Annotated in this window: 24 protein-coding genes and 1 pseudogene; 14 read left to right on the top strand and 11 right to left on the bottom strand. The window is 70.7% G+C overall.

The genetic code is table 11. From position 1 onward, the window contains the following. Positions 1-53: 53 nt before the first annotated feature. From AKJ13_RS13065 to AKJ13_RS13055, 3 genes are read right to left on the bottom strand one after another with little or no spacing between them, the layout of a single operon-like run. Positions 54-2,585: a two-component system VirA-like sensor kinase gene (locus AKJ13_RS13065; RefSeq protein ID WP_050733728.1), complete on the bottom strand. Its 2,532-nt coding sequence runs from the start codon at positions 2,583-2,585 to the stop codon at positions 54-56. After that, positions 2,582-3,586 (bottom strand): cytochrome c peroxidase, encoded by a 1,005-nt coding sequence (locus AKJ13_RS13060; protein ID WP_050733727.1) that lies wholly within the window; start codon positions 3,584-3,586, stop codon positions 2,582-2,584. Before AKJ13_RS13060 ends, AKJ13_RS13065 begins: the two co-directional genes overlap by 4 nt. 2 nt (positions 3,587-3,588) lie before the next feature. Beyond that, entirely contained in the window at positions 3,589-4,350 is a 762-nt protein-coding gene (locus AKJ13_RS13055; protein ID WP_050733726.1) for a response regulator, read from the bottom strand. 359 nt (positions 4,351-4,709) lie between these two features. Between AKJ13_RS13055 and AKJ13_RS31350 the strand changes: the two genes are divergently transcribed. From AKJ13_RS31350 to AKJ13_RS13020, 7 genes are all read left to right on the top strand, one after another. Beyond that, positions 4,710-5,009 carry a hypothetical protein gene (locus AKJ13_RS31350; RefSeq protein ID WP_144426239.1) on the top strand — a complete coding sequence of 100 codons (300 nt, stop codon included), beginning with the start codon at positions 4,710-4,712 and terminating at the stop codon, positions 5,007-5,009. A gap of 228 nt (positions 5,010-5,237) precedes the next feature. Beyond that, positions 5,238-6,509, top strand: a complete 1,272-nt coding sequence (locus tag AKJ13_RS13050; protein WP_050733725.1) for a nucleotide disphospho-sugar-binding domain-containing protein — start codon at positions 5,238-5,240, stop codon at positions 6,507-6,509. Then, a complete protein-coding gene (locus AKJ13_RS13045) occupies positions 6,506-7,753 on the top strand; it encodes a multidrug effflux MFS transporter (RefSeq protein WP_050733754.1) in 1,248 nt (415 codons plus the stop codon). Before AKJ13_RS13050 ends, AKJ13_RS13045 begins: the two co-directional genes overlap by 4 nt. A 16-nt stretch (positions 7,754-7,769) precedes the next feature. Beyond that, a complete protein-coding gene (locus AKJ13_RS13040) occupies positions 7,770-8,627 on the top strand; it encodes an alpha/beta hydrolase (RefSeq protein WP_050733724.1) in 858 nt (285 codons plus the stop codon). A gap of 12 nt (positions 8,628-8,639) precedes the next feature. Then, positions 8,640-9,185, top strand: coding sequence for a hypothetical protein (locus tag AKJ13_RS31870; RefSeq protein ID WP_160320601.1), 546 nt, complete (start codon positions 8,640-8,642; stop codon positions 9,183-9,185). A gap of 49 nt (positions 9,186-9,234) precedes the next feature. Next, positions 9,235-10,473, top strand: a complete 1,239-nt coding sequence (locus AKJ13_RS13025; RefSeq protein WP_082316940.1) for a cytochrome P450 — start codon at positions 9,235-9,237, stop codon at positions 10,471-10,473. Positions 10,474-10,611: 138 nt separating this feature from the next. Beyond that, positions 10,612-11,919, top strand: coding sequence for a glycosyltransferase (locus AKJ13_RS13020; protein WP_050733721.1), 1,308 nt, complete (start codon positions 10,612-10,614; stop codon positions 11,917-11,919). A 486-nt stretch (positions 11,920-12,405) separates the two neighbouring features. On the opposite strand, the gene AKJ13_RS13010 is transcribed toward AKJ13_RS13020, so the two are convergent. Together AKJ13_RS13010 and AKJ13_RS13005 are read right to left on the bottom strand one after the other, a co-directional pair. Next, positions 12,406-14,829, bottom strand: coding sequence for a PAS domain S-box protein (locus AKJ13_RS13010; RefSeq protein ID WP_050733719.1), 2,424 nt, complete (start codon positions 14,827-14,829; stop codon positions 12,406-12,408). Between the two features lie 181 nt (positions 14,830-15,010). Further along, positions 15,011-16,123 carry an FAD-binding domain-containing protein gene (locus AKJ13_RS13005; protein ID WP_200905625.1) on the bottom strand — a complete coding sequence of 371 codons (1,113 nt, stop codon included), beginning with the start codon at positions 16,121-16,123 and terminating at the stop codon, positions 15,011-15,013. Between the two features lie 245 nt (positions 16,124-16,368). Here AKJ13_RS13005 and AKJ13_RS13000 point away from each other — a divergent pair, with 245 nt between their 5' ends. After that, complete coding sequence (locus AKJ13_RS13000; RefSeq protein ID WP_050733717.1) at positions 16,369-17,505, top strand: S-(hydroxymethyl)glutathione dehydrogenase/class III alcohol dehydrogenase; 1,137 nt, start codon at positions 16,369-16,371, stop codon at positions 17,503-17,505. Between the two features lie 175 nt (positions 17,506-17,680). Beyond that, the gene (gene fghA, locus AKJ13_RS12995) at positions 17,681-18,514 is read left to right on the top strand and encodes an S-formylglutathione hydrolase (RefSeq protein WP_007564514.1); all 834 of its coding nucleotides are present in this window, start codon (positions 17,681-17,683) and stop codon (positions 18,512-18,514) included. A 54-nt stretch (positions 18,515-18,568) separates the two neighbouring features. Here fghA and AKJ13_RS12990 read toward each other — a convergent pair whose 3' ends face one another. Beyond that, complete coding sequence (locus AKJ13_RS12990; protein ID WP_064774621.1) at positions 18,569-18,979, bottom strand: DUF1236 domain-containing protein; 411 nt, start codon at positions 18,977-18,979, stop codon at positions 18,569-18,571. 851 nt (positions 18,980-19,830) lie between these two features. On the opposite strand from AKJ13_RS12990, the gene AKJ13_RS12985 reads away from it, so the two are divergent. Continuing rightward, positions 19,831-20,064, top strand: a complete 234-nt coding sequence (locus AKJ13_RS12985; protein WP_007564517.1) for a hypothetical protein — start codon at positions 19,831-19,833, stop codon at positions 20,062-20,064. Between the two features lie 65 nt (positions 20,065-20,129). Here AKJ13_RS12985 and AKJ13_RS12980 read toward each other — a convergent pair whose 3' ends face one another. The 4 genes and pseudogenes from AKJ13_RS12980 to AKJ13_RS12965 form a co-directional block, all read right to left on the bottom strand. After that, positions 20,130-20,315, bottom strand: coding sequence for a hypothetical protein (locus tag AKJ13_RS12980; protein WP_050733716.1), 186 nt, complete (start codon positions 20,313-20,315; stop codon positions 20,130-20,132). 209 nt (positions 20,316-20,524) lie between these two features. Next, complete coding sequence (locus tag AKJ13_RS12975; RefSeq protein ID WP_050733715.1) at positions 20,525-20,881, bottom strand: hypothetical protein; 357 nt, start codon at positions 20,879-20,881, stop codon at positions 20,525-20,527. A gap of 168 nt (positions 20,882-21,049) precedes the next feature. Beyond that, the gene (locus AKJ13_RS12970; RefSeq protein ID WP_050733714.1) at positions 21,050-21,346 is read right to left on the bottom strand and encodes a hypothetical protein; all 297 of its coding nucleotides are present in this window, start codon (positions 21,344-21,346) and stop codon (positions 21,050-21,052) included. A gap of 94 nt (positions 21,347-21,440) precedes the next feature. Next, positions 21,441-21,950: pseudogene (locus AKJ13_RS12965) on the bottom strand (transcriptional regulator); the annotation flags it as partial. A 251-nt stretch (positions 21,951-22,201) separates the two neighbouring features. On the opposite strand from AKJ13_RS12965, the gene AKJ13_RS12960 reads away from it, so the two are divergent. From AKJ13_RS12960 to AKJ13_RS12950, 3 genes are read left to right on the top strand one after another with little or no spacing between them, the layout of a single operon-like run. Continuing rightward, on the top strand, positions 22,202-22,927 hold the full coding sequence (locus AKJ13_RS12960; protein ID WP_050733713.1) for an NUDIX domain-containing protein: 726 nt from the start codon (positions 22,202-22,204) through the stop codon (positions 22,925-22,927). Positions 22,928-22,944: 17 nt separating this feature from the next. Next, positions 22,945-23,931: an SPFH domain-containing protein gene (locus AKJ13_RS12955; RefSeq protein ID WP_050733712.1), complete on the top strand. Its 987-nt coding sequence runs from the start codon at positions 22,945-22,947 to the stop codon at positions 23,929-23,931. Between the two features lie 11 nt (positions 23,932-23,942). Next, on the top strand, positions 23,943-24,836 hold the full coding sequence (locus AKJ13_RS12950; RefSeq protein WP_050733711.1) for an NAD(+)/NADH kinase: 894 nt from the start codon (positions 23,943-23,945) through the stop codon (positions 24,834-24,836). Between the two features lie 85 nt (positions 24,837-24,921). Here AKJ13_RS12950 and AKJ13_RS12945 read toward each other — a convergent pair whose 3' ends face one another. Continuing rightward, a complete protein-coding gene (locus AKJ13_RS12945; protein ID WP_050733710.1) occupies positions 24,922-25,299 on the bottom strand; it encodes a hypothetical protein in 378 nt (125 codons plus the stop codon). A 134-nt stretch (positions 25,300-25,433) separates the two neighbouring features. On the opposite strand from AKJ13_RS12945, the gene AKJ13_RS12940 reads away from it, so the two are divergent. Beyond that, a complete protein-coding gene (locus AKJ13_RS12940) occupies positions 25,434-25,811 on the top strand; it encodes a PH domain-containing protein (RefSeq protein WP_050733709.1) in 378 nt (125 codons plus the stop codon). Positions 25,812-25,839 lie beyond the last annotated feature (28 nt).

Here is a 25,839-nt window from a genome sequence, read left to right as displayed (position 1 = left end):
TCAGGCGGGCGATCGGCTCGAGGAGCCCCGGAGCTGGTGCGATCGCGCGCGCCTCAACGCTTCGAGAGCTTGCGCGGCGGCGGCGCGGTCTTGGCGCCGGAGGCCAGCTTGGCGCCGGAGGCCAGCTTGGCGCCGGAGGCCAGCTTGGCGCCGGAGGCAAGGTGTCTCTGCAGGGTCAAGGCGAGCGCGTTGGAGCGCCAGGGTCGGCGGGCGACCTCGACGACGGGAATGGCCGAGAGGATCTCCGGCTGCACGGCCTCGGATGCCGACAACGAGAGCACGATGGGCCATTTCGCGATCTGGGCGGCACGGCGGGCAAAGGTGAGGCCCGATAAGCCGGGCAGCGGGTGCTCGACGATCAGCAGATCGAACCGCTCCGGCGCCGTGCGCAGGGCGGACAAGGCCGCCTCCGGGTCGACGTATCCGACCGGTTCGTAGCCCAGGGCCGCCAGGGTCTCTTCGTCTTCCTGGACCGCGGCGCGCGTCCGGCCCAGAATCATCACGGCGCCGCAAGCCCGCGATGCGTCGCTGATGGCTGGCGTCATCACCGGCAACCAGACCTCGAACGTGCTGCCTGCTCCGGGCACGCTGCGCACGTTGAAGGCGCCGTCCTGCTCCTGGACGAATTCGAACGCGGTCGCGAGCCCGAGGCCGGTTCCGGCCGGACGGGTGGTGAAGAACGGCTCGAAGATCCGCGCGAGCGTCGCCTCGTCCATGCCGCGGCCGGAATCGCTCACCCGGATCCGGATATGATCGCCCGGGCGCAACGTCCCATGAGAGAGGGATCGCCGCTCCGTCAGGGTGATCCGGTCGAGCTGGATCTCGACGGCTCGATCCGGGCTCGACGCCTGCACGGCGTTGCGGATCAGGTTGTGCACCACCTGCTGGAGCTGCGCCGGCTCGCCGCCGACGATCGCCCCCTGGGCCGTCCCGGTGAACCGGATCACGGTCGGGTCGGCCGCCGAGGAGCGGATCTGGGCGATCGTCTCGGCGACGACCGCCTCGACGGCGCTGGTGCATTGCATCGCGCTGCCCCGCCGCCCGAAATCGAGAATCTGGCTGGCGATCTCGTGTGCCCGTCCGCCGGCTTGGACCAGCATCTCGATCTGCCGCGCCGCCCGATCGGGATGCGCCGGCAAGGCCTCGGCCGCGATCTCGGCATGGCCGAGCATGACGTTGAGGACGTTGTTGATGTTGTGCGCGACACCGCTGGCGAAGGTGCCGATGGCCTCAAGCCGCTGTGCCCGGCGCAGCTCCCCCTCGATCGCGCGGCGCTCCGCCCAGACCTGCTGGCTCTCCAAGGCCGCGCCGAAGCTGTCGGCGACGACCTGCAGCAGGCCGCACGATTGCCGGAGCCAGCCCGGCAGATCGGAGGTGCTGCGCTCGAAGCACAGCAGGCCGACGGTGCGCTCGCCCCGGCGCAGCCGCGCGCAGGCCCACGAGACGATGCCGCGCTCGGCAAGGGCGTGCCGCAAGGCAGGATGCCCGGCCGCATCCGCGGTCTCGATGAAGATGAGATCGTCGGAGGCGGCCGTGATGTCGGGGATCAGGGCGCGTTGCGCCATTGGCCAGCCCTGGGGCTGCGCAAGGCCGGGCCGGCTCCACAGATGCACGGCGCCGCTGCCGTCGAGCATCAGGACATAGCAATGGTCCGTGTTCAGGCCCCCGCCCACCATGGCCAGGACATCGACGATGTGGGCGGAGATCTCGTCGGGCTGGCTCCCCAGGAAGCGGTTGGCGGCCTGGGCCACGACGGTCTGGAAGGCGACCGTCCGGCGCAGGATCAAGGTGCCGGCCCGCATCAGCAGGCCCACGCGCACGGCGAGGGCGAGCAGCGCCAGGGCGGCGGCATAGAGCGCGAGGCGGAAGCCATCGGCGCGGGCCTGGCGCTCGGCGTGCAGCTCCCGGCGGGCATCCAGCAGCGCTTGGCGGGCTTTCTCGCTCGATGCGACCGGAAGCGAGCGCGTCGCGGCGCCGACTTGGGGCAGCAGATCCAGGAGCTGGCGCCCGTGGAGCACGATGGCGGCGACATCCGCGGCCTGGTCCGTCGGCAGGGTCATCGCGGCCATGGCGTCGAGCCGCGCGCGGATGTCCTCGAGATGCTTCGCGCTCCCGTCGCGCGCGAGTTGCGAGACGCGGATCTGCAAGGCGGCCACGGCCTGCACGAGCCGCGGATCGACGTCCGGCTCGGACAGGCGATCGCTCAGCGAGTCGAAATACGCGACCGAGTTCTGCACCAGGGCGTTGCCGGTCTTGAAGCGCTCAACCATCTGCGCCTCCCGGTCCACCACCTCGGCGAGGGCCCGCACTTCGGCGTCGTCCGGCCGGCTCGCCGCCCGCAGGTCGGCCACCGCCGCCTGCATCTTGCGCAGATGAGCGACGATCGGATCGTAGTTGCGCAGATGCCCGGCGCGGGCCCGAAGCACGTCGTGCTGGAGGCGCGATTCGGCCAGCGCGAGGCTGCCGATGGTCCGCTGCATCGTCACATAGGCCGCCTCCATCTCGCCATTGCCGTTGATCAGCAGCCACGTCAGCAGCGCGGCCAACATCGCACCGAGTACGGCGGCCTGCGCGGTCAACCTCATGGCCGATGGTCGGCGGTCGGCGGCGGGCCGGGGGGCGTCGCCGGGGGCACGGACACGGAGTGGCCTTCGTAGGATCCGGTCAGGGTGCCGAGGAACGCAACGATCGATGCGATCTGCGTCGTGGTCAGCTCCCGCCCGAGCTGGACCCGGGCCATCAACCGCACGGCCTCCGGAAGCGTGGCGATGCCGCCGTCGTCGAAATAGGGCGCCGTGACCGCGACGTTGCGCAGGCTGGGGACGCGCAGCACCTCGGCGGTCTTGTTCGGGATCGTCACGAAGATCCCGACCTTCTCGAACAGATTGCCGCCGACATTGACGCCCTGATGGCAGGCTGAGCAGCCGATGCCGCGGAAGAGCGCGAAGCCCCGCTGCTCGGCTTCGGTGATGGCCCGCGCATCGCCGCGCAGCCACCGGTCGAACCGGCTGTCCGGGGTGAGCAGGTGCCGCTCGAAGCTGTTGATCGCGTCGACGACGGCCTCGCGGTCGGCCTCACGGCCGTAGGCGGACCGAAACCTGGCGGCGAGCGCCGGATCGGCGCGGACCATGTCGAGGATGCGGGGCCACGACCCGCCCAGAAATTCCGGCTGGGTCAGTGCCAGCTCGGCCTGATCCTTGAGGGTCGGGATATCGCCCGCCCAGCCCAGGCGGAAGTTCAGGGCGGCGTTGAAGACCGTGGGCGTGTTGCGCGGCACCGGCGTGCCGTCGGTGGTGACGTTCCGCGGGACCGCGCTTGCGCCGTTGGTCCGGATGTCGTGACAGGTGATGCACGCGCGGTCGCCCCGGCGCGACAGCCGCGTATCGGAGAACAGCATCCGGCCGATATCGACGCGGTCCGGGTCGGCCCCCAGCGAGCTGGGGACCGGCGTGATGACGGCCGAGGCCTCGACGGCATCGGCGATTGCCGGATTGCCGGCCGGCCCTTCCTGGGCCGCCGGCGCCAGGATGGCGAGGGCGCTGCCGAGCAGCGCCGCGAGGAGGGGCCGTGCCGGGCGCCCGATCACGGCTACAGCTTCTCGACGGGTGTGGTCAGGACGTAGCCCACGCCGCGCTCGGTGACGATCAGGCGGGGCGCACTCGGGTCCACCTCCAGCTTGCGGCGCAGGCGCAGAATCTGGACGTCGATGCTGCGGTCGAACACGTCCTCGTGGACCCGCGTGGCCTGCAGGAGGTGCTCGCGGCTCAGGGGGCGCTGGGGCGCATCCAGGAAAGCCACGAGCAGCGCGTACTCGCCGTTGCTCAGCGCGACGCCCTCACCGGCCGGGTTGGTCAGGCGCCGCCGCCGCCGGTCGAGCACCCAGCCGTCGAAGCGACTGCGATGCGAATCCTGCGCCTTTGGCGGAACGGGCGTCACCTCGGCCCGCCGCAGGATGACCCGGATGCGGGCCAGAAGCTCGCGCAGGCCGTAGGGTTTGACGAGATAATCGTCGGCGCCGAGTTCGAGGCCGATCACGCGATCGATCTCGTCGCGGCGATGGCCGGTCGTGATGATCACCGGCAGATCGCTCCGGGTCCGCAGGTCGCGCAGCAGGTCGAGACCGTTCTCCGAGCCCAGGCGCAAATCGAGCACCACGAGGTCGAAATTGTCCTCCACGAGCCACCGCTCCGCCTCGGCCCGGTTGGTTGCCGCCGTCACGTCGACGTCGTGGTCGGCGAAATGATCCGAGACGATGCGCTGCATGCCCGCATCGTCCTCGATGAGCAGGATGCGGGTCTTGCCGGGGCGCGGCCTCCGGCCCTGACCCCTATCCAGGCTGGGTTCGATCATGGGCACCTCACGCTTCGCGGCAGTGCGCCGCCCCGACCTCCGCGGCTGGATGGCGGCACCGTGTCGGGGACGCCGCCACCCGGGGGATCATCGAACCGTCGTCGCCAGCCCCTGCCCGACCGCCCTTCTAAGGGTGTCCGGGTGTCGGCCCTTCACCGCTGAGTTGATATCACGGCCCCAAAAGGATTGCGCCCACCACATTGTGCGAGGCAGCACAACGCGGACGAAAACTCTGAATGACGCCGTCTCGATCCGGAAAGAAGCAGTTCAGTTACGTTTGTAACCGGAGGCCGTGATGGCTGACATGCCGATGTAACTGCCGAATATGATCGTCACCCTTTCTGGATGAAGGGGTGATTATGACCGACGCTCTGATCCGAGATGTCTGCGGCGTAGGCCCGGGGCGCTTCAACAAGATTGTGCCCGATCGGTTGCCTCGTGGCGAAGATCTTCCAGCCTGTGGCCGCCCCGGTCCTCCGCTGGAGCGTATCGCGATAGCCTCGTCGCCAATCGCACCGGCCCGGCCCGCGCTCTTCGTCTTCGGACGGTGGCTTTTGGATACCCTCGTGGTCAGCTTCGCCCATGGCGGCTGTATCCATCACACCCATCCGGATTACGTCGCGTTCCTGCGCGGCATCAACAGCAACGCGCGGCGCTAGACCAGATCCAGCCCGAAACCCGTCGCTTCGGCAAAGACGTCGCGGCGAGCGCCACGGACTTTGGCGCTTCGATCTGCTCGGAACAGGCTGCGCGTCTCCAAGCAATGCGTGCGGACACTCCAGATCTGCCGCGTCGTCGCGCGAGTTCGCGCCGTGAATGCCAAATCCAATCGTCGATCGATCCCGAAACAGCGCGTTCCTGCGCAGTCCAATTGGGAAGCATCTCACATGTCGCTCAGCGTCTTGTGTATCTCGTGGGGAACCACGGGCAATCTCAGCCCCGTGCTGACGGCCGGACGGCAGCTGCGCCGGGCGGGGCATCGTGTGCGCATCATGGCCGATCCGGTGATGCGCAGCGAGGTCGAGGCGGCCGGCTTTCCCTTCATCGGATGGCGCCGGGCTCCCGTCGGCACCGATGCGGACCCCGCCGATTTCTCCGACCTCGCCGACTGGTTCCGCAAGACGCTGTTCGTGCCGGCCGGCGCCTACGCGGCCGACACGCTCGATGAGATCCGGCGCGTTCCGACCGACGCCGTCCTGAGCCTCGACCTGCTGCTGGGCTGCGCGCTGGCGGCCGAGGCGGCGGACCTGCCGCACGCGATCCTGTCGCCGCATATCAGCATTCGCCCGCTGCCCGGCATGCCGCCCGCCGCCAGCGGCCTCACGCCCCCGCGGACCGCCGAGGAGCACGCCGCGATGGCGGCGGCCACCGACGCGATCACGTCGGCCATGGAGAAGGGCCGCACGGCCCTCAACGCCACGCGGCGCGGCCTGGGATTGCCGCCGGTCGCGAGCGCGTTCGATTATTTCGATCGGGCCGACCGCGTCCTCCTGGCGATCAGCCGGGCCTTCGACTTCGGCGCGGCGACGCTCCCGGCGAATTACCGGTACATCGGCCCGCTGCTCGACGAGCCGGGCTGGACGCGGGGTGGCCCGTCGGCCTGGCCCGGCACCAGCCGGCCGCGCATCCTCGTCGCCGGCAGCACCGGCGCCCAGAACCAGACCGAGCTCCTGCAGCGGATCGTGCGCGCCGTCGGGACGGTCGACGCCGAGGCGCTGGTGACCACCGGTCCCCATGTCAGGCCGGAAGACCTGGCGATGCCCGCCAATGTCCGCGTCGTGACGGCGGCCTCCCACGAAGCCCTGATGGAGGAGGCGGCCCTGGTGGTCAGCCAGGGCGGGCACGGCACCGTGTCCCGCGCGCTGCTGCACGGCGTGCCGCTGCTGGTCATGCCGATGGCCCGCGACCAGACCGACAACGCCGCCCGGGTCGGCGCGCGCGGCGCCGGCCTGCGCCTGGCCCCCGACGCGCCGCAGGCCGAGATCGCCGCGGCAATGCGCCGGCTGCTCACCGAGCCGCAGTTTCGCGTCGCGGCCGGCACCCTCGGCGCGGCCGTCCGGGCGGATCTCGATGCGGCCGGTCTCGTCCGCGAGATCGAAGCGATGGCGGCGGCGCAGCGCCCCGGCAGGGCCGATTCGGCAGACCGGCGTTGGGCGTGATCCCGCTCACCGACGGGTGGATCCGGCCGCGCAGACGCCTCCGGCCGGGCACCGCCGCGTTCTCGGCCCTGATCGGTCTGCTGGCGGCGCTCCCGACCTTCGGCATCGACATGATCCTGCCGAGCCTGCCGGACACGGCCGCCGCCCTGCGGGTCCCGTCCTCCGCCATCGGCTCGGCCATGGGGATCTATCTGCTGAGCCTCGGAATCGCCCTGCTGGTCTACGGGCCGCTCTCGGACCGGCTCGGCCGCCGGCCCACCATCATCGGCGGCTGCCTCCTCCTGATCGGCGGCAGCCTCGGTTGCCTCGCCGCGCAGACGCTGCCGCAATTGCTGCTGGGCCGGGCCGTGCAGGGGTTCGGCGCGGCGGGGCCGGGCCTGGCCGCCATGGCGATCGTGCGTGACGTCTCCGAGGGCGAGACCGCGCGCGCCCGGATGTCGTTCGTCGTCCTCGTGATCAACGTGGTGCCGACGATCGCCCCGACGGTCGGGGCGGCGCTGATGGGTCTCGGCGGCTGGCGCCTGATCCACGCGGCGCCGATCGCCGCATCCCTCGCGGCTCTCGTGGCCGTCCGGCATGTCGACGAGACCGCGCGGTGCACGCCATCGCCAGGCCTGAATGCGCGCGCGGTTCTGCAGGGCTACGCGCGCATCCTCGCGGACCCGGTCTTCCGCGGCAACGCCCTGTGCAACGCCGCTTCGGCCGGGGCGGTCTTCGCCTACATCACCGGCTCCGCGCTGGTCTTCATCGACGCCTTCGGCGTCAGCCCGCAGACCTACGGCATCGTCTTCGGCGCGAGTTCGCTGTCCGTCATGGCCGGCGCGTTCCTGAACGGCCGCCTCGTCGCCCGGGGCGGGCGGCCCCGTCAGGCGATCGGAGCGGGTCTCGCCCTGGCGACCGCCGTCGCGGCGATCCTGATGGGCTCGGCCTTGGCCGGACGTCCCTCGCCGGGCCCGGTGGTCGTCGCCATGGTCGGCACGGCGCTGGCCTTCGGCCTGATCTCGCCCAACGCGCTGCATGGGGCCACGGAGCCAATGCCCGAGGCTGCCGGCGCGGCCAGCGGCGTGGCGATCTGCCTGCAGATGCTGGTCGGCGCCCTCGCCAGCGATGGCGTGGCGCGGACCTTCGATGGCCGCTCCGCCCTGTCGATGGCCGCCGTGATGCTCGGGGCCTGCCTGGCGGCGATCGCCGCCATCGCAAGCCTCCCGAGTCCCGCCGCCGGGCGATCGAAGCCCCGATCCTGATCATACGGAGATTCCCATGACCTTCGAACCGCCCCGGTGGCAGCCCGTCCATCTGGCCCGCGACGGCGTCCGGCTCGCCCATGTCGAGGCCGGGCCGATGACGCCCCAGGGCCACCCCCTGGTGCTGATCAACGGCTGGACCGGCGATCACGGCATCTTCACGCCGCAGATCCGGCATTTCTCGCGGCTCCGGCGGGTCGTCGCCGTGGATCTGCGTGGTCACGGCGCCAGCGACGCGCCGGAGCAGGATTACACGGTCGCGGGCTTCGCCGACGACGTCGCCTGGCAGTGCCGCCAGCTGGGCTTGGTCAAGCCGATCGTCATCGGCCACAGCTTCGGCGGCGCGGTGGGGCTCGAATTGTGCGGGCGCCATCCCGACCTCGCCGCGGGCCTGGTGATGATCGATTCCATCGTCCTGCCGTCGCCGGACCAGCACGGCAATGTCGAGCTGGCGCAGCTCCTGTCCGGCGTCGGCGGTCCGGATTACCCCGCGGCGGCGCTGGCGGCTGCCTGGTCGATCGGGGGCGCCTTCGACGAGCCGACCCGGCGCCAGGCGATCTTCGACACGTATGTTCTCGGCCCCTGCCGCAAGACGCCCCAGCACGTGGCGCATTCCACGCTGCACAACATGGTCCAGAACCACGATCCGATCCCGGCCGCGCGCGCCTGCCGGATCCCGATGGCCTACATCTCCGCCGACGTGCCGCTGATCGAGTCGGCGCGCGATCTCGAACGGCTGAGCGAACTCTGCCCGCAGCTGGTGACCGCCAAGACGCTGCTCGCCGGCCATTTCAACACGATCGAGGTGGCCGAGCAGGTCAACGCGATGATCGACCGCTTCCTCGCGGTCGGGCTGAAACCCCGGGCACGCTGACCGGGCTGCCGGATGACGCGCGGCGCCGGGGCGATCTCCGCTCCGGCGTCCGGCATTCTTCCGTTACTGCGCGCGCCTGCGGCCGCTGAAAGTCCGGCCGGAAGCCGGCTCGTCGCCCAGGAGACGCCGGGCCGATGCGATGACCTGGAGGGTCTGGGAGCTGAGCTGCTCGCTCCGGGCCCGCAGGTCGAAGCGCCTCAGGCGCGCGATGAGGTGCTGGCCGTCATCGGTGCCGCCGATCACCGAGTCGGTGATCAGTCGCCGCAGCAGCATTTCGAAGCGATCGTCCGGACTGGGCTCGCTTGCGATCATGGCGATACCTCCTTGCGAAGCATCGTCGTTCTGAGCCGCGCCCGTTACGGCACGATTTCGGAATCGCTGACGACCGAAATAGCCTGGCGCCCCGTGCGGGTCCGCGGGATCCGGGTCGCCGGCATCGACGCCCGGCGGTCGATCGAGCGGAGATCGGCCGCACCGGCGCCGCGCCACCGGGGCTCCTCGGGCGGCCCGAATGTTATGACCGTAACCAACGGCCGCTCTTTCGAAATCGTCCTGTAGTTCGGCCTTTCGAGAATCCTCTCGCTTGAACAGCAGCGAGGATGTGTCGATGAAGTGTCACAGGGACGAGCACGGATACGTCGGAAGCGCCGGGGCCCGCCACGCTGTCCCGACCCTGTCCGTCGCTGAACTCGAGGCCGACCCGCACGGCGTGTTCCGCACTTGGCGGCCCCGGGTGCCGTTCATCATCCATGAGATCGGCGGCTACATGGTCCTGCGCGCGCAGGACGTCGATCAGCTGATGCGGGATCCGCGCGTCCAGGCGACCGAGACCCTCTATCCGGAGATGCGCGAGATCCCGCAGGGCCGGCTGTTCGACATCTTCGCGCACGGCATGCTCACCGCCAACGGTGCGGTCCACCGGCGGCGCCGGTCACCGTTCACCCGGACCTTCGCGACCCGCCTGGTCGAGAATCTGCGCCCCCGCATCCGAGACGCCGCCGAGGCCCTCGTCCGGGATTGCATGGAGGAGGGCGAGGTCGATCTCGTCGCGAGCTACACCGCCCTGATCCCCGCCCAGACCATCGCCGACATCCTCGGGCTGCCGCGCGGGGACATCCCCCGGTTCACGCGGCTCGCCTACGAGGTCTCGCGGGTCCTGAGCTTCACCTTCGGGCCGGAGGACCTGCCCGAGATCGAGGCGGCGGCGGTCGCCTTGCAGGATTACGTCGTCGAGATCCTCGAAGCCCGGCGCGCGGCACCCCGGGACGATTTCCTGTCCCGCTTCCTCGCGGAGGCGGATGCGGCCGGCGAGCTGACGCCGGATGAGGTGGTCATCCAGCTCGTGCAGATGATCATCGGCGGCACCGACACCACGAGGGGGGCCGGCGCCATGCAGATCGCCCTGTTGCTGCAGCATCCCGAGCAATGGGAGGCGGTCCGGCAGGATCCCGGCCTCGTGCCGGCCGCGGTGGCGGAATCGTTGCGGTTCGAGCCGAGCGTCGGCTCTGCCGGACGCGTCGCCAAGGAGGATATCACCCTCGGCGGGCACGTCGTACCGGCCAACAGCCTGATCATGCTCTCGATCCTGTCGGCGATGCGCGACGAGCAGGCCTATGAACGGCCCGACGCGTTCAACATCCACCGCACCGACCGGCCGCGCCTGCACCCCGTCTTCGGGGGCGGGGTGCACCGGTGCCTCGGAGAGGCCCTGGCTCGGATCGAGCTGGAGGAGGGGCTGGGCGCCCTGATGCGGCTGGCTCCGCGGCTGCGCTTCGCCGGCCCGGTTCCGATGCTGCACGGGCACAGCGGCATCCGCCGCATCGATGCGCTGCGGGTCGCCTGGTAGCCCCGCGGCCGGGCGTTCCAGCCGTAACCGTTTCGGCGTCCATCCGCAGCCGTCGCGTAACGGGCGGCCCCCAGCCTCGCGCCTGGGTCGCCGCATCGGCGCGGTGCCCGCTCCCCACGCGAAGACAGGACGAGCGCGATGAAGATCCTCCTCTGCTCCACGCCCGCGACGGGCCATCTCAACCCGATACTGGCCATCGCCCGCATACTGGCCGACGAGGGCCACGAGGTCATGGTGCTGTCGGGCTCGGCCTTCCGCGACCGCATCGAGGCGGCCGGCGCCCGGTTCGCAGCGCTGCCGGGCATCGCCGATTTCGACGGGCGCAATCTCGTCGCGGTCGTTCCCGAGCTGGCGCAGACCCCGCCCGGCCCGGACTGGCTGCGCGTCGCCATGGAGCGGATCTTCATCGAGCGGATCCCGGATCAGCATCGCGGCCTCCAAGAAGCCCTTCGGGCTTTCCCGGCCACGGTCGTGATCGGCGACGACATGTTCTTCGGCGTCCTGCCCCTGCTGCTCGGGCCGCGATCGAAGCGGCCGGCCATCGTCTTGTGCGGCACGTCGATCCTGCATTGCTCACGGCCGGACAAGGCCCCGATCTTCCTCGGGCTGCCGCCGGCCGAGACTCTCGAGCAGCGGGACGCCTATGCGCGGATCGCGCGGGCGCACGATGCGGCCGTCGATCGGCCCGTCGCGCGCCGCCTGGCGGGTGTGCTGGAGGAGCTCGGGTTTCCGGTCCCGTCCTGGACCCTGTTCGATGCGGTGGTGCAACTCGCCGACACCTACCTGCAACTCACCGTCCCGAGCTTCGAATACCCGTTCCCACTGCCGCCGGCGGTGACCTTCGTCGGCACGCCGCCGATCGTGCCGGGTCAGGCGCCGCTGCCGGCCTGGGCGAACGATCTCGACGGCTCCCGCAAGGTCGTGCTCGTCACACAGGGCACCTTGGCGAACCACGATTTCGGCCTACTGGTCGGCCCGACCCTCGCGGCGCTCGCCGGTGAGCCGGACATCCTCACCGTCGTCACGGCCGGCGGACGCGCGCGCGACACCATCCCGGGGCCGATCCCGGCCAATGCGCGGCTCGCCGACTACCTGCCGTTCGAGTGGATTCTGCCGCGGATCGACGCGATGGTGACGAATGGCGGCTACGGCAGCGTCAACCAGGCCCTCAGCTTCGGCGTGCCCCTCGTCGCCGCGGGCCTGACCGAGGACAAGGCCGACGTGAACGCCCGCATCGCCTGGTCGGGGGCGGGCATCGACCTGGGCACGAACAATCCGACCCCGGAGGCGCTCCGGCGCGCCGTACGGACCGTGCTCGACGAACCCGGTCACCGCCGGGAGGCTCGGCGCCTCGCCGCCGAGTTCACCGCCTACGATGCCCGGGCGGGGATCCTGCGGGTCCTCGCACGGCACGCCGAACCCGGGCGGGTGCGCAGCGCCGCCTGAACGACCCGACGGTCAGATTTCCGGCTGCCGAGAGTGACAGTCAAACCCCGCATGATCCGGGCGGCACCGATTCGAGAGATCGGTGCCGCCCGCGTCTGTTCGCGGCCCGAACATCTGACGTATCGGCCCGAGCGAACGGCATGTCTGCTGTAATCATTCCTGCGCGACGCGAAATCCCGCTGCAATCCCGCCTGCCTATCCCTCGGGTTCCAGCAACGGGAATACGCCGACATGATCCTCAACCGTGCAGCAGCGTCCGCGGGTGCTTTCGGCGGGACTCTTCTTCTCGTCCTGATAATGGCGCCTGCCGCCCGGGCGGAGCCCGTCCCCCGGTTCACGCAGGCCGACGTCCCGACCCTCGACCCCGTCATCCGGCCTGTCCGGTCCTGGACGAACCGGGAGTCCCGCCCGGCAACCGTCGAGGACGAGCACGTCCGGGCGCAGCGGATCATCAACCGCGTCTGCGTGGGCTGCCGATGAAGCCCGTCACCGACGGGCCGACTTGGCCCGCTCGACGGCGCGGCGCAGGATGCGCGACAGATCGGTGACCGAGTACGGCTTGCGCAGCAACTCGAATCCGTGTGTCCCCTGGGCCGCGAGCACGTCGCTGTAGCCCGAGGCCAGGACGACCGGCAGGTCGGATTGCCGGCGGCGGATCTCGCGGGCCAGGTCCACCCCGTTCATGCCTGGCATCACCACGTCCGAGAACACGACCTCGAAGCGGAACGGGATGCGCTCGAACTCGCGCAGCGCCTTCTCCGCGTCCGTCGCCCAGACCGTATGGTAGCCGAGTTCCTGCAGGGCCTGCGTGGCGAAGGAGCCGACCTCCAGGTTGTCCTCGACGAGGAGGACGCAGGTGCCGTGGCCGTCGGCCAGCGCCGCGGGCTCGGGCGTCTCGGCCTCGGGCAGGGATGCGGCCACCGCCCGCGGGAGGAACAGGGTGAAGGTGCTGCCCTCGCCCAGCCGGCTCTCGGCGACGACCTCGCCGCCGGATTGCTTGGCGAAGCCGAACACCTGGCTGAGGCCCAGCCCCGTACCCTGTCCGACCCCCTTGGTGGTGAAGAACGGTTCGAAGATCCGCTCCAGGTCGCCGGGGGCGATGCCGGTGCCGGTATCGGCCACCGAGACCGCGACGAAATCCCCCCGCATCGGCGGATGCGCCCGGACGGCCGGGACCAGGCCCACGGGCCGGACCCGGATGGTGATCCGGCCCTCGCCCGACATGGCGTCCCGGGCATTGACCACCATGTTGACCAGCGCGGTATCGAACTGGCTGGGATCTGCGTCGACCAGGCACGGGCTCTCCCGCCCCATCGCGTCCCGCAGGGGCACGACCTGCATGTCGACATGGATGCGCGAGCCCGTGAGGGTTCTCACCATGTCGGAGACCGAGGCCACGCCGCGGCCGACGTCGAACACCTCGGGCTGGAGCGCCTGGCGCCGGGCGAAGGCCAGCAGCTGGCCCGTCAGCTTGGCCGCCCGGGCGACCGTGTCCGAGATGGCGTCGACGTAGCGGGTCCGGCGCTCCTCGGGGAGGTTCGGGCGCTTGAGCAGGTCGGTCGACGACTTGATGACGGTGAGCAGGTTGTTGAAGTCGTGCGCCACCCCGCCGGTAAGCTGGCCCACCGCCTCCAGCTTCTGGGACTGGCGGAGCTGCTCCTCGAGGGCCTTGCGGTCGGTGACATCCCGGCCCGCCGCGTAGAAATGGTCGCCGCGCGGGACCACGTTCCACGAGATCCAGCGGTAGGCGCCGTCGCGGGTCCTGAACCGGATGTCGACGTCGTCGAGGTCGCCCGCGGTGATCACGCGCTCGAACGCCTGCGCCGCGAGCTTCTTGTCGTCCGGGTGGACGAAATCGTCGAACCGCGCTCCGACGAGATCCTCGGACGTCCAGCCGAGGGTCGCCGTCCAGGCCGGATTCACCGCCCGGTACAGGCCTTCGAAGCCGCAGACCACGAACAGGTCGCGGCTCGCCCGCCACAGCGTATCGCGCTCGTCGGTCCGCTCGCGGGCGGCGGTCTCGAGGTGATCCTCGAGCCGGCGCCGGTCGGTGATGTCGTTGAACAGGATCGCGACGCGCCGCCGCGCCGGCTCGCCCACGCGCAGGGCATGGACGTCGAACCACCGGCCCATGGACACCGCGGCGCTCTCGAAGCGCACGGGCTGCCCCGTCATGGCGACCGCGCCGTAGGTCTCGAACCAGGACGGTTCGAGGTCGGGGACAAGCTCGCTGACCCAGCGCCCGGCCGCGTTCCGCAGGCCGGTATGGCGCTCGAAGGCCGGGTTGACCTCGATCAGCCGGTAATCGACCGCGCGGCCTTCGGCGTCGAACCGCATCTCCACGACGCAGAAGCCGGCGTCGATCGCCTCGAACAAGGTCTGGTAGCGCGCCTCGCTCTCGGCCAGGCGCTCCTCCTCGGTGCGGAAGCGCGTGACGTCCAGCTGGCTCGCGAAGAAGTAGCGCAGCTGCCCGGCCGGATCGAAGACCGGGCTGACGTAGAGCTCGTTGCGGAACGGCGTGCCGTCGCGGTGATAGTTCAGGATCTCGACGACCACGTCGCGCCGGGCCGCGATGGCGTCGCGGACCTTGGCGACGTCGGACGGGTCGGTGCCGGGTCCCTGGAGGAACCGGCAATTGCGGCCGATCAGGTCCTCCGCGCCGTAGCCGCACAGCTCCTGGAAGGCGCGGTTGGCGAAGACGATCGGATTGTCGGGCAGGTTGGGATCGGTGACGATCTGCGGCATGCGGGTCTTCTCCGCCGCCGTGAACAGCAGATCGGCCCCGGCCGCGGAGGTGCGCTGGCCGGCGCTCGGGGTATGCACATGGCTCTCGTTGCGCGACCGCAGCCGCTCGATCTCGGCCTCGGCCTCACGCAGACGTCGGCGCAACGTGTCGTTTTCGACATCCATGGGGCGAAATCCCGACCTCGCATCGCCATACCTGCCCGCCGCTCTCACAACGGCCGGGTCGTCCGGCTGCTCCATACCGTATTTGCCGGGGCAACCTCCATGAGGAGTGAAGCCGGATGAGCGGACAACTCTGGGGTCCGGATGGCCGAGCCGCGGATCTGCGGCAGGCCGGTATGGGGCGTCAGGCGGACAGCACCGCCGGGATGGCCGAGCGCAGGCGGGAATAGCCGCGGTTGGATCTCGGCCAGGCGGCCTCGTCCCATTCCCGGCGAATCCGGGTGCACGCATCCGGCAGCGCATCGGCCGACGGACCCACCGGAGCCCAGGCGGTGACGACGGGCAGGTCCCCGGACCAATCCTCTTCGACCAATCGCGCCGCGCACCCGAACTGGGCCGCCGCACGTTCGAGGCCATCGGCCATCGCCGCCGCGTCGGCCGCACGCACCCGATCGGACGCGCCGGGGGCGTGGGCCAGCAGGCCGCCCACGCGGACGACACGGGCTGCCCCCAGCGGCAGGCTCTCCGGGCTCAGGTCGTCGAGATGCAGCAGCAGCGCTACGTCGCCGGCCGGTATGGCATCGGAGCGCGGCAGCGCGACCTCGCGGGGCGGCATCGCCTCGTCGAGGGCGTCCGGGTATTCGTCGAGGCCGGCGGGATCGAAGCGCCCCTCCGTATACCGCCGGATGTTCTCGGCGCGGGCGACGTAATGCTTGCCCCGCGTGTGCAGGCCCGCCACCCAGCGCCAGGACAGGGTGTTGCTCGCCGGGTCGCCGTCGACGAGGTGGCGCAGGAAGAATTCGGCGCCGAGCGCCCAGGGCAAGCGCAGGGTGAAGATCCAGATCGAGGCGAACCACATCCGGGCGTGGTTGTGCAGCCAGCCGGTCTCGACGAGCTCGCGCGCCCAATCGTCGAAGCCGTCGATGCCGGTCCGGCCCTCGACGGCGGTCTCGTAGGTCCGGCGCAGGCCGGGCTCGGCGGCGAGCCGCGCCCGGTCGGACGCGGCCAGGGCGAGGGCCTCCGACCAGGCGGACGGATGGGTCTCCAGGTGGCCCTTGAAGTAGGTCCGCCAGAACACCTCGGACACGAACTTCTCGGCGCCGCCGTCGCCGAAGGCGCGCTCGGCCGCGCAAGCGACTTCGGCCTCCGTGACGAGGCGCCGACGCAGATAGGGCGAGAGGGCCGACGTGGTCGGCTCGAGGCCGGGGCCGCGATCGGTGTTGCGGGCGGCGGCGTAATCGGCCCCGGCGCCTGCCAGGAAGGCGGCGAGCCGGTCGAGTCCGGCAGCGCGGGTCATGGGAAAGGTGCGATCCATGCCCGGGAGTTAGCGCGCGGCCCGCGCCGTGCGGATGCGACCCATTCCCCGGACCGTCCGGAGGGGCGCGCGGTCGAAACGCGGCCGCAAACATTGCATCCCGGCGCGAGAAGCATCAAACACACGCCAGATTTTCGGACCGTTCGGTGTGCCGCCCTTGGGCGAGGCGCGCCGAAGAGTCGGCAGTTCGGCGCCGTCCGTGATCGTCCAGACAACAGGAACAGGTGATGAAGACGCGCGCTGCGGTCGCGTGGGAGGCCAAGAAGCCTCTCACGATCGAGACCATCGACATCGAAGGGCCCAAGGCCGGCGAGGTTCTCGTCGAGCTGATGGCCACCGGCATCTGCCACACCGATGCCTACACCCTCTCGGGCCTCGATTCCGAGGGCAAGTTCCCGGCGATCCTCGGCCATGAGGGCGCGGGCATCGTCCGCGAGGTCGGCGCCGGCGTCACCACGCTGAAGCCCGGCGACCACGTCATCCCGCTCTACACGCCGGAATGCCGCAACTGTAAGTCCTGCCTGTCGCAGCGCACCAACCTGTGCACCGCGATTCGTGCGACCCAGGGCCAGGGCGTTATGCCGGACGGTACGAGCCGGTTCTCCTGCGTCTCCACCGGCGGCAGCCCCTCCGGCGCGAACACCGTGTTCCACTACATGGGCTGCTCGACCTTCTCGAACTTCACGGTCCTGCCCGCCATCGCGCTCGCCAAGATCCGTGAAGACGCCCCCTTCGACAAGATCTGCTACATCGGCTGCGGCGTGACCACCGGCATCGGCGCGGTGATCTACACCGCCAAGGTCTGGCCCGGCGCCAACGTGGTGGTGTTCGGTCTCGGCGGCATCGGCCTCAACGTGCTCCAGGCCGCCCGGATGGTCGGTGCCGACAAGATCATCGGCGTCGACATCAACCCGGAAAAGCAGGCCATGGCCCGCAAGTTCGGCATGACCGACTTCATCAACCCGAACGAGGTCGGCACCGACAAGGTGGTCCAGGCCATCGTCGATCTCACGGGCGGCGGCGCCGACTTCTCCTTCGACTGCACCGGCAACGTCCACGTGATGCGCCAGGCCCTCGAGTGCTGCCATCGCGGCTGGGGCGAGTCGATCGTCATCGGCGTGGCCGAGGCCGGCCGCGAGATCTCGACCCGTCCGTTCCAGCTGGTCACCGGCCGCGTCTGGAAGGGCTCGGCCTTCGGCGGCGCCCGCGGCCGCACGGACGTGCCGAAGATCGTCGACTGGTACATGGAGGGCAAGATCAACATCGACGATCTGATCACCCACACCATGCCGCTGGACGAGATCAACCACGGCTTCGACCTCATGCACGAGGGCAAGTCGATCCGGTCCGTGGTCGTCTACTGACCATCACCACCCCTCCCCGTGCGGGGAGGGGGCAGGGGCGGGGGTGGTCGGGTGACCCTCTCCCGGCCGAGGCCGGCTGAGCCACCCCCAGCTTCAACTCCTCCCCGCAAGAGGGAGGAGCGCCGCGCATTCCTGAAGACGATCGTCTCAGCCCACTCGCAGGAGATCACAGCCGATGGAAACCGTCTCGAAAGCCCGCGCCCATGGCGGCACGCAGGGCGTCTACAAGCACGATGCGCAGACCACGGGATGCCCGATGACCTTCGCGGTGTTCGTGCCGCCCCAGGCCGAGAAGGGCCCGGTCCCGGTGCTGTGGTACCTGTCCGGCCTCACCTGCACGCACGCCAACGTCATGGACAAGGGCGAGTACCGTGCCGCCGCCGCCGCGCACGGCGTGATCATCGTGGCCCCCGATACCAGCCCGCGCGGCCCGGGCATCCCGGACGAGGAAGGCAATTGGCAGTTCGGCTCCGGCGCCGGCTTCTACCTGGACGCCACGCAGGCGCCCTATGACAAGAACTACCGGATGTGGAGCTACATCACGGAGGAGCTGCCGGCCCTCATCGCGAAGGAATTCCCCGCCGACATGACCCGCCAGGGCATCTTCGGCCATTCCATGGGCGGCCACGGCGCTCTGACCATCGCGCTGACCTACCCGGAGCGCTTCAAGTCCTGCTCCGCCTTCGCGCCGATCGCCCAGCCCTCCACGGCCGGCTGGTCGAAGCCGGCCTTCGAGAAGTATCTCGGTTCCGACCCGGCCGCCTGGCGCGCCCACGACGCCACCGCGCTGATCGAGGACGGCAAGCGCTTCCCCGAATTCCTGGTAGATCAGGGCACCGCCGACAGCTTCCTGCAGGACGGCCTGCGCCCCTGGCTGCTGGAGGAGGCCTGCAAGAAGGCCGGCATCGCGCTGACCCTCAACATGCGCGAGGGCTACGACCACTCGTACTTCTTCATCTCGACCTTCATGGCCGACCACATCGCCTGGGCTGCCGCGCGCCTGAAGTAACCTCCTGACAGCGCGCCCCGTCGTCTGCGGGGCGCGCCGCGATGCTTCCCGGCCCTACTCGATGACCTCGACGATCCGGCGCGTCCGCGGCTCGACCAGCACGGGGTGGTCGTTGACGATCGTGTAATTGTAGTTCGGAAGCGCGAACTCGGGCGGTACGTCGTAATAGACCACGCCGTCCTCCGGCAGCACGGTTCCGACCCGCACCGGTCCCGCATAGGCGAAGGACGGGCGCCGCTCGCCGAGCACGTAGATGCGGAAGCGGTCGCGTCGGTCGATGCCCAGGATGTTGTTGGCCGTGCCGACTGCGGCACCGATCGCGCCGCCGACGGCAGCGCCCAGAGGACCCGCGATGGCTTCGCCGCGCTCCCGACCATCCCGCGCGCCGCGCTCCAGGCCTTGGGAGTGCGCTTGCGTCGCGAGGCTGAGCATCAGCACGATCGGTAGAGAGATCCAGGTTCGCACGGTGTCCTCGTCGGGCGGTGTGAAAGGGATTGCGGCGTGAAAGGGATCGCGGGTCAGCGGCACCACGGGGCGGCCCCGCACCATCGGATCGGAGCCTGCTCGATCGCCCCGGTCGTTGCGGGATCGGAGGCAGCCGGAGACGCGGCAGGCCGATCCACGGGACGGTTGGCCTTCGCCAGCATCACGGCCGAGAAACAGCAGAGCGCGAGGGCCGCGACCCAGAGCACGCCTCTCGCAGTTCGGATCGTTCGCTTGGACATGAGCCCGAAGGTGGGGGGCTTCGGTTAGCGAACCCTTGCACGCCGAACCCGTGCACGCCCCGGAGCGCTTTCGGCCCGCTCCGATACCGGGGCTCGGTGGACGCGCCGCCTGGCGCGAGACCCTCAAGCTCGACGGACCTGGAACGACAACGGCGCAGCAACCGGGGAGGTCACTGCGCCGCTTGATCGGGCCGTCCGAGGGGGCGGAGACGGCCTCAGCCCTGGATACGCCCGGGCTGCTTCCCGCGAGGTGCGCGAGAGCACATCCTGCCGGTGGAAGCTCTGCGCGATCGGCCGTCGCGGCACCCGCCTGGGTTGAGCCTCGTGCCCGGCGGCCAGGGACGGAGCGCCCGGCACCATCGTGTTTCCGCGGCAGGGTTAAGACGTTTGCCGGCGCGAAGCCGTATTGAGCAACGGTTTTCCGTATCCGTGCGTTACCAATCGCATCGACGCGAGTCTTGGCGGGATCGATCGCAGGCCAGGACGGAAGCCGGCCGGGGCGAATGGCTCCGGCACCTTTGGGTTGGTCTGCGATCGTCGTCCGGCCCACGGTCCGCGGCAGGTTCCACTGGACGTCAGGAAGGCACTTCCATGCCCTATACGGTCGAAATCACCACGCCGCCCGTGAAGAGCGCGGGTGAGGAGGAACTGCCGGAAATGTACCAATTGCCCGAGCCGTTCGACACGGTCGCCGACGCCAAGGAGGCGGCGGTCGCGCATATCGCCGGCCTCGGCCTGGAGCCCGCTGCAATCATCTACAACGTGTTCGATCGGGAGGGCTTCACGGTCGCCTCGAATATCGAGCAGCCCGCCGAAGCGGGATGACGCCGCAGGGGCCGTTGATGCGCCCGGCCTCCGGGTTGCCGGTCAGCCGGGCCGTCGCCGTACCATCATAGTTCGGCGTCCGGCGGCGTGTCCGGCGCGAGAGCGAAGTCTGACGGCATAGCGGGCTCGTCCACCAGGCCCGCCGGATGGTCGACCGGGGGGAACAGATCGGCGAGCCCGGTGGCGACGCCGTGCAGGATCGGATCGTGAGAGGACCCGAAGGTGGGGGCGTGCAGATCGAGTGTGCGCATGGTCGGATGTGGGCCCGAACGTTCTGGGGATGTGGGCGGCCCGCGGACCGACTTTGATCTGGGTTAAACCTCCGTAACGTCGATGGTTCAGACGATATTTATCGTTCTGGTTGTGTTCCGCCCTATTCGCCAAAAGAATCGCTTCGCGATCCGGGGTGTTCAGAGCAGCTGCCCCTGACCGATCCACACGCACCGGGCGCGCTGCGCGGTCACCGTCCGAGCCAGATGGCGGTGCTCAGCACGACCCCGATGCCGCCGATGAACCCGCCGAACCCCAGCACGATCCAGGCATCCAGCCCGCGCGGCCGCGCCGCATTCCGAACCCTGGCGGAGGCCGCCTGGGTCTTGCGGGCCAGCGCGATCCGCTCGGGCGATGGCGGGTTGCCCGCAGCCTCGTCATCCGTCCCGAGCTGGGACAGGCCCGGATCGTAGGCCGCGATCTTGTCACCGGTGGCGCCGCTGTCGATGTCGGCTTTGAGCATGGCCGTGGTCGGCCGGTCCGAAGCGGGCGGCTCAGCGACATGCAGGTTGCCGGGCGGCGGCGGGGTCTCGGAGCGAAGCAGCACGGGGCGCCTTTCAGGGCAGCGGCGTCCGGCATCGTTCGATGCGGCACCGCTCGGGGGGAGGGGGCGACGGTTTCAAACCCGGTACTCCGGGGCCTCTGGCTGGTCCTGGCGGACGAAAAAACCCCGTCCGGCGCGCGCCGCGACGGGGTCGGTTCGAGCGGGGCCGGTTCAGCCGCCGCCACCATTCCCGCTGCCGCCGCCGCCGCTCCCCGTCGTGCCGACGCGCGCGGGCTGGTTGGCGTTGCCCGCCGCTGCCGAGTCGGCCGCGATGCCGTCGGCAGCACGGCCGGTCGGCGAGTAGCTTGCGGCCTCGTCCTCTCCGGTCGAGCCGGGCTGGCGCGTGACGACGCCGGGCGCGCCGGGCGGGACGATCACGGTGGTGCTCGTGGGGGTCTCGATCACCTGCGACAGGGCAGGCGTCGTCAGCGCCGCGACCGATGCCGCGGCGAGGATATACTTGATCATGGGGGTCTTTCGTCTGTGTCCGAAGAGGAAACAGGCGATCGCGCGGCATGTGTCCCGAGGCCGGTGTCACAGGTGAGGGCAACTGACCTGCGGATCAGGAGACGTCCGTGAACAACGCCGCGTAGCCGTCCTCGCGCACCCGGTCGAGATAGGCCCGGTACCGGGCGTGACCCGGCTCCTGCGGGGCGATGCGGCCGTAGGCGAAGTCCGCCGCCGTCCGCTCCGGGATCAGCGCCAGGGGTGCCGCGGCCGGGGCGAGCTGCGTGCCGCGGTCGGCATGGAGCGTGGTCAGGATGCCGTACATCTCGCCCTGGATGTTCGGGCGGCACAGCACCGCGAGGCGATGCTGCCCGTGCCAGTTGGTCACCAGGTAGATCATGCCCGACTGGCTCGGGACGGCGACGCTGCTAGACTGGGCGAAGGGCGCGTCCATGCGCTCGGCCTCGCGGAACACCAGGCGCGACAGGCCGGAATCCCAGGTGATCTCGGTGCGGTCGGCGAAGATCGCGCCGGCGGTCCCGAAGAAGGGGCGCAGGGTGAGGTCGCATCCCTCGATCCAGGCCACGCCCTCCCGCGCGTAGGAGCCGAGCTCGTCCGGAGCGTGCGGCGGCGGCTCGGGCGCGGGCGGGTCGAGGGCGGCTCGGACATCAGGTCTCCCGCGCCGGATTCGGCGGCCACGAGAAGCTTCGCCATCGTTCGGCGCGCAACCGCACAGGCCGGTCGCCGCCCGGCGGATCGGTGCGGCCCGGGTCCGGACATGTCCGCCCTCCGACGCCGCGCGACGGGGCCAGCGGGGCGCTTGACTTATGCGCAATCTGCGTCTTAGTTATGCTCAAATTGAGCATAGTTGATGCCATGACCGAGTCCGAATTCCTCGCCGGATACGACCCAGCCGCCTTCCAGCGGCCGGCGCTCGCCGTCGATCTGGTCCTGCTGGGCCTATGCGAGGGCCGCCTGACCGCGCTCCTGGCGGAGCGCACGCAGCATCCCCATGCCGGGCGCTGGGCGCTGCCGGGCGGCTTCGTGGGCATCGCCGAGACCCTGGACGCGGCGGCCGAGCGCGTGCTGCGCGAGAAGGCCGGGATCGCCCGGGCGCGGCTCGAGCAGCTCTACACCTTCGGCGCCCTCGACCGCGATCCGCGCATGCGCATCGTCTCCGTGGCCTATCTGGCATTGCTGCCGGAGCCGGCCTTCGCCGCGGCGCTCGACAGCGGCAAGGGGCTGGTGGCCGCGACCCTCGCGGTGCCCTGGGCGGGCGAGGCTGGCGGCCCGGTCTCGGCCCTGTCGGAGCGCGGAGAGCCGCGCGCGCTGGCCTTCGACCACGCCGACATCCTGGCGCTCGCCGTGCTGCGGCTGCGCGGCAAGCTCGACTACTCGGACGTCGCCTTCGCGCTCCTGCCGGAGCACTTCACCCTCCGGCAGCTTCAGGACGTGCACGCCGCGATCCTGGGCACCCCGCTCAACAAGCCCGCCTTCCGCCGCCGCATGCTCGACCGCGGCTGGCTGGAGCCGACCGGCGCGCGCGAGGCCGGCACGGCGTTCCGCCCGGCCGAGCTCTACCGGTTCCGACCGTCCCGTTGACCCGCCAGGAGGATGTCATGGCAACGATCCGCAATATCGGCCTCATCGCCCAGCTGAGGAGCGAGGCGAGCAGCCACATCATCCGCTACCGCGGCGGCCGCGTCCGGGAGAGCGGGCGCGGGCTGGTCTTCTGGTTCCGGCCGGAGACCGCGAGCATCAGCGAGGTGCCGGTGGACGACCGCGAGACGACGCTGTTCGTGCGCGGCCGTAGCCGGGACTTCCAGACCGTGGCGGTCCAGGGGACGATCGGCTGGCACGTGGTCGATCCCGAGCTGCTGGCGACCCGCGTCGATTTCTCGATCAACCTCGCCACCGGGCGCCTGCAGGGCGAGCCGATCGAGCGGATCGAGGCGCGCCTCAACGGCATCGCCGGCCAGGCGGTGCTGCAGCACCTCGGCGCGAAGCCGATCGGCGCCCTGCTCGATGCCGGCCCCGAGCCGCTGCGCCTCACCCTGGAGGCGGTCCTGGCCGAGGCCCCGGCCCTCGCCGAGATCGGGGTCGCGGTGGTCTCCGTGCGGCTCACCAACCTGGCGCCGACGAGCGAGCTGGAGCGCGCCCTGCAGACCCCAACCTTCGAGGCCCTGCAGCAGAAGGCCGACGAGGCGACCTTCGCCCGTCGCGCCCTCGCGGTCGAGAAGGAGCGCGCCATCGCGGAGAACGAGCTCGCGACCAAGACCGAGCTCGCCCGGCGCGAGACGCTGCTGATCACCCAGGAGGCGCAGAACGCCCGCGATCGTGCCGCCGGCCTGGCCGAGGCCCAGGGGCTGGAGGCGGCGGCTGAGGCCGAGCGGATCCGGCTGGTCCAGGGCGCCACGATCGAGGCCGAGCAGCGCCGGGCGGCGATCTACCGGGACATGCCGCCGACCGTCCTGCTCGGGCTGGCCGCCCGGGAGCTGGCTGGCAAGCTCGACACGATCGAGCACCTCAACGTCACGCCCGATCTCCTAGCGTCGGCCCTGGGCGAGTTCCGCCGGGCCATGCCCCTGCCGGTCGCGCCGCGCTGAGGAGGCGTGCCATGCCCTCCGTCACGCCCCGGGTGGTCTTCGTGATCCGGGACACCGATTACGAGCTGCTGCTCGCCCGGCACGCGACGCGGGGCCAGGTGCGGTTCTTCCTGGAGAGCCGCGGGCAGTCGATCGCGGCGATCGAGGACCGCCACGCGCGCTTCCACGCGGTCCTCGCCCAGGCCCGCGCCACGGTGCCGACCGAGTGGCGGCAGGCGCTGGTGCGGCGCCCGGACCTCGACCGCTTCCTGTTCGCCCCCGAGGACGTCGTGGTCGCGGTGGGCCAGGACGGGCTCGTGGCCAACGTCGCGAAATATCTCGACGGGCAGCCGGTGGTCGGCGTCAATCCGGCGCCCGACCTCTACGACGGCGTGCTGTCCCGCGCCGCCGTGGAGCGCCTCGGCGCCCTGCTGCCGGCAAGCATCGCCGGCGCGGCACCGATCGAGCGCCGCACCATGGTGCAGGCCATGCTCGACGGCGGTGAGCGGCTGCTCGCCCTGAACGAAATCTTCGTCGGCCATCGCAGCCACCAATCCGCCCGCTACCGGATCGAGGATCACGGCCGGGCCGAGGACCAGTCGTCGAGCGGCCTGATCGTGGCGTCGGGCACCGGCCTGACCGGCTGGGCCCGGTCGATCGCCGAGGCGACCCACATCGCCCTCGATGTCGGCGTCGAGGAGGCGGCGGTCGGCTACTGGGTCCGCGAGCCGTTCGCCAGCGTCGCCACCGCGACGGGCCTGCGCGCGGGCAAGCTCGCTGCCGAGTCCCTCACCGTGACCTCGCGGATGAACGAGGGCGGCGTCGTGTTCGCCGACGGGATCGAGCAGGACTTCCTCGCCTTCGACTGGGGGCGGCGCGTGGCCATCGCCCCCGCGACTCGGACCCTCAACCTCGTCGTCGCCTGAGGCCGCGGATCCAAGTGCGAAGGGGCCGCGTCGAGACGCCGGTGATCGCGCGCGGCAATCCGTCAGGGGACACGCCGCCGGCGCGTCACGCGGCGACGGGCCTGACCACCACGGCCTCGGCGTCGACGAGGGTCGCCATGACGCCGGACTGGACCTGGGCGAAGACCGCGTCGCGATCGCCCGTGCTCTGCATCAGCACGACGCAGGAGAGGGCGATGACGTGCGGGGCACGGTCGGCCCCCTCGGCGAGGAACTCACGGATCGCCGCGGCGAGGGACGCGTCCGGGTCCTCCTCCGGCAGGGTGCTCAGAACATGCGCGCAATCCCGCCGCAGCGCGGCCAGCTCCGTGTCGATCACGGACACCCATTGCCGGGCCTGGTCATAGATGAGCCAGCGCACCGAGCCCGGGGCCGCCGGGGCCAGGCCAGCGAGATAGCGCCGAGCGGCTGCGTCATCGAACATGCCGGGGGCTTTAGCGCCGGCCCTGCGAAACGCCAACGCGTCGGAGGGCCGGTCGGGACCGCCGCCCTGTTGCCGGCGCGGATCCCGGACGGCATGGTGTCGGCCCCGGAACAGGCGAAGCGAGCGTGCGAGCCATGGGTTTGCTGGACGGATTGCTCGGCCACGGCAGCGAGGTCGACGTCGCATCCCTGGAGCGGCGGCTCGCGGGCATCCTGATCGATGGCGAGACCGCGCGCCTGGCGTTCAAGATCATCCGGGACGTGTTCGTGTTCACGGAACGCCGGATCATCCTGATCGACGTGCAGGGCGTCACCGGCAGCAAGGTCGAGTTCACCTCGATCCCCTACCGGGCGGTGGTCCGCTTCTCGGTGGAGACGGCCGGCACCTTCGACCTCGACGCCGAGCTCAAGATCTGGGTCTCGGGCACGCCGCAGCCGATCGAGCGCACCCTGAAGAAGGGGGCCGACGTGCGCGGCATCCAGCGCGCGCTGGCGGAGGGTGTGCTGCGCTAGCGCCGCGTCCCGAACGGCAGATACCGGC

Source organism: Methylobacterium sp. ARG-1 (assembly GCF_001262595.1).
Classification (GTDB): Bacteria; Pseudomonadota; Alphaproteobacteria; order Rhizobiales; family Beijerinckiaceae; genus Methylobacterium; species Methylobacterium brachiatum.
This window is presented reverse-complemented; position numbering and strand designations above follow the sequence as displayed.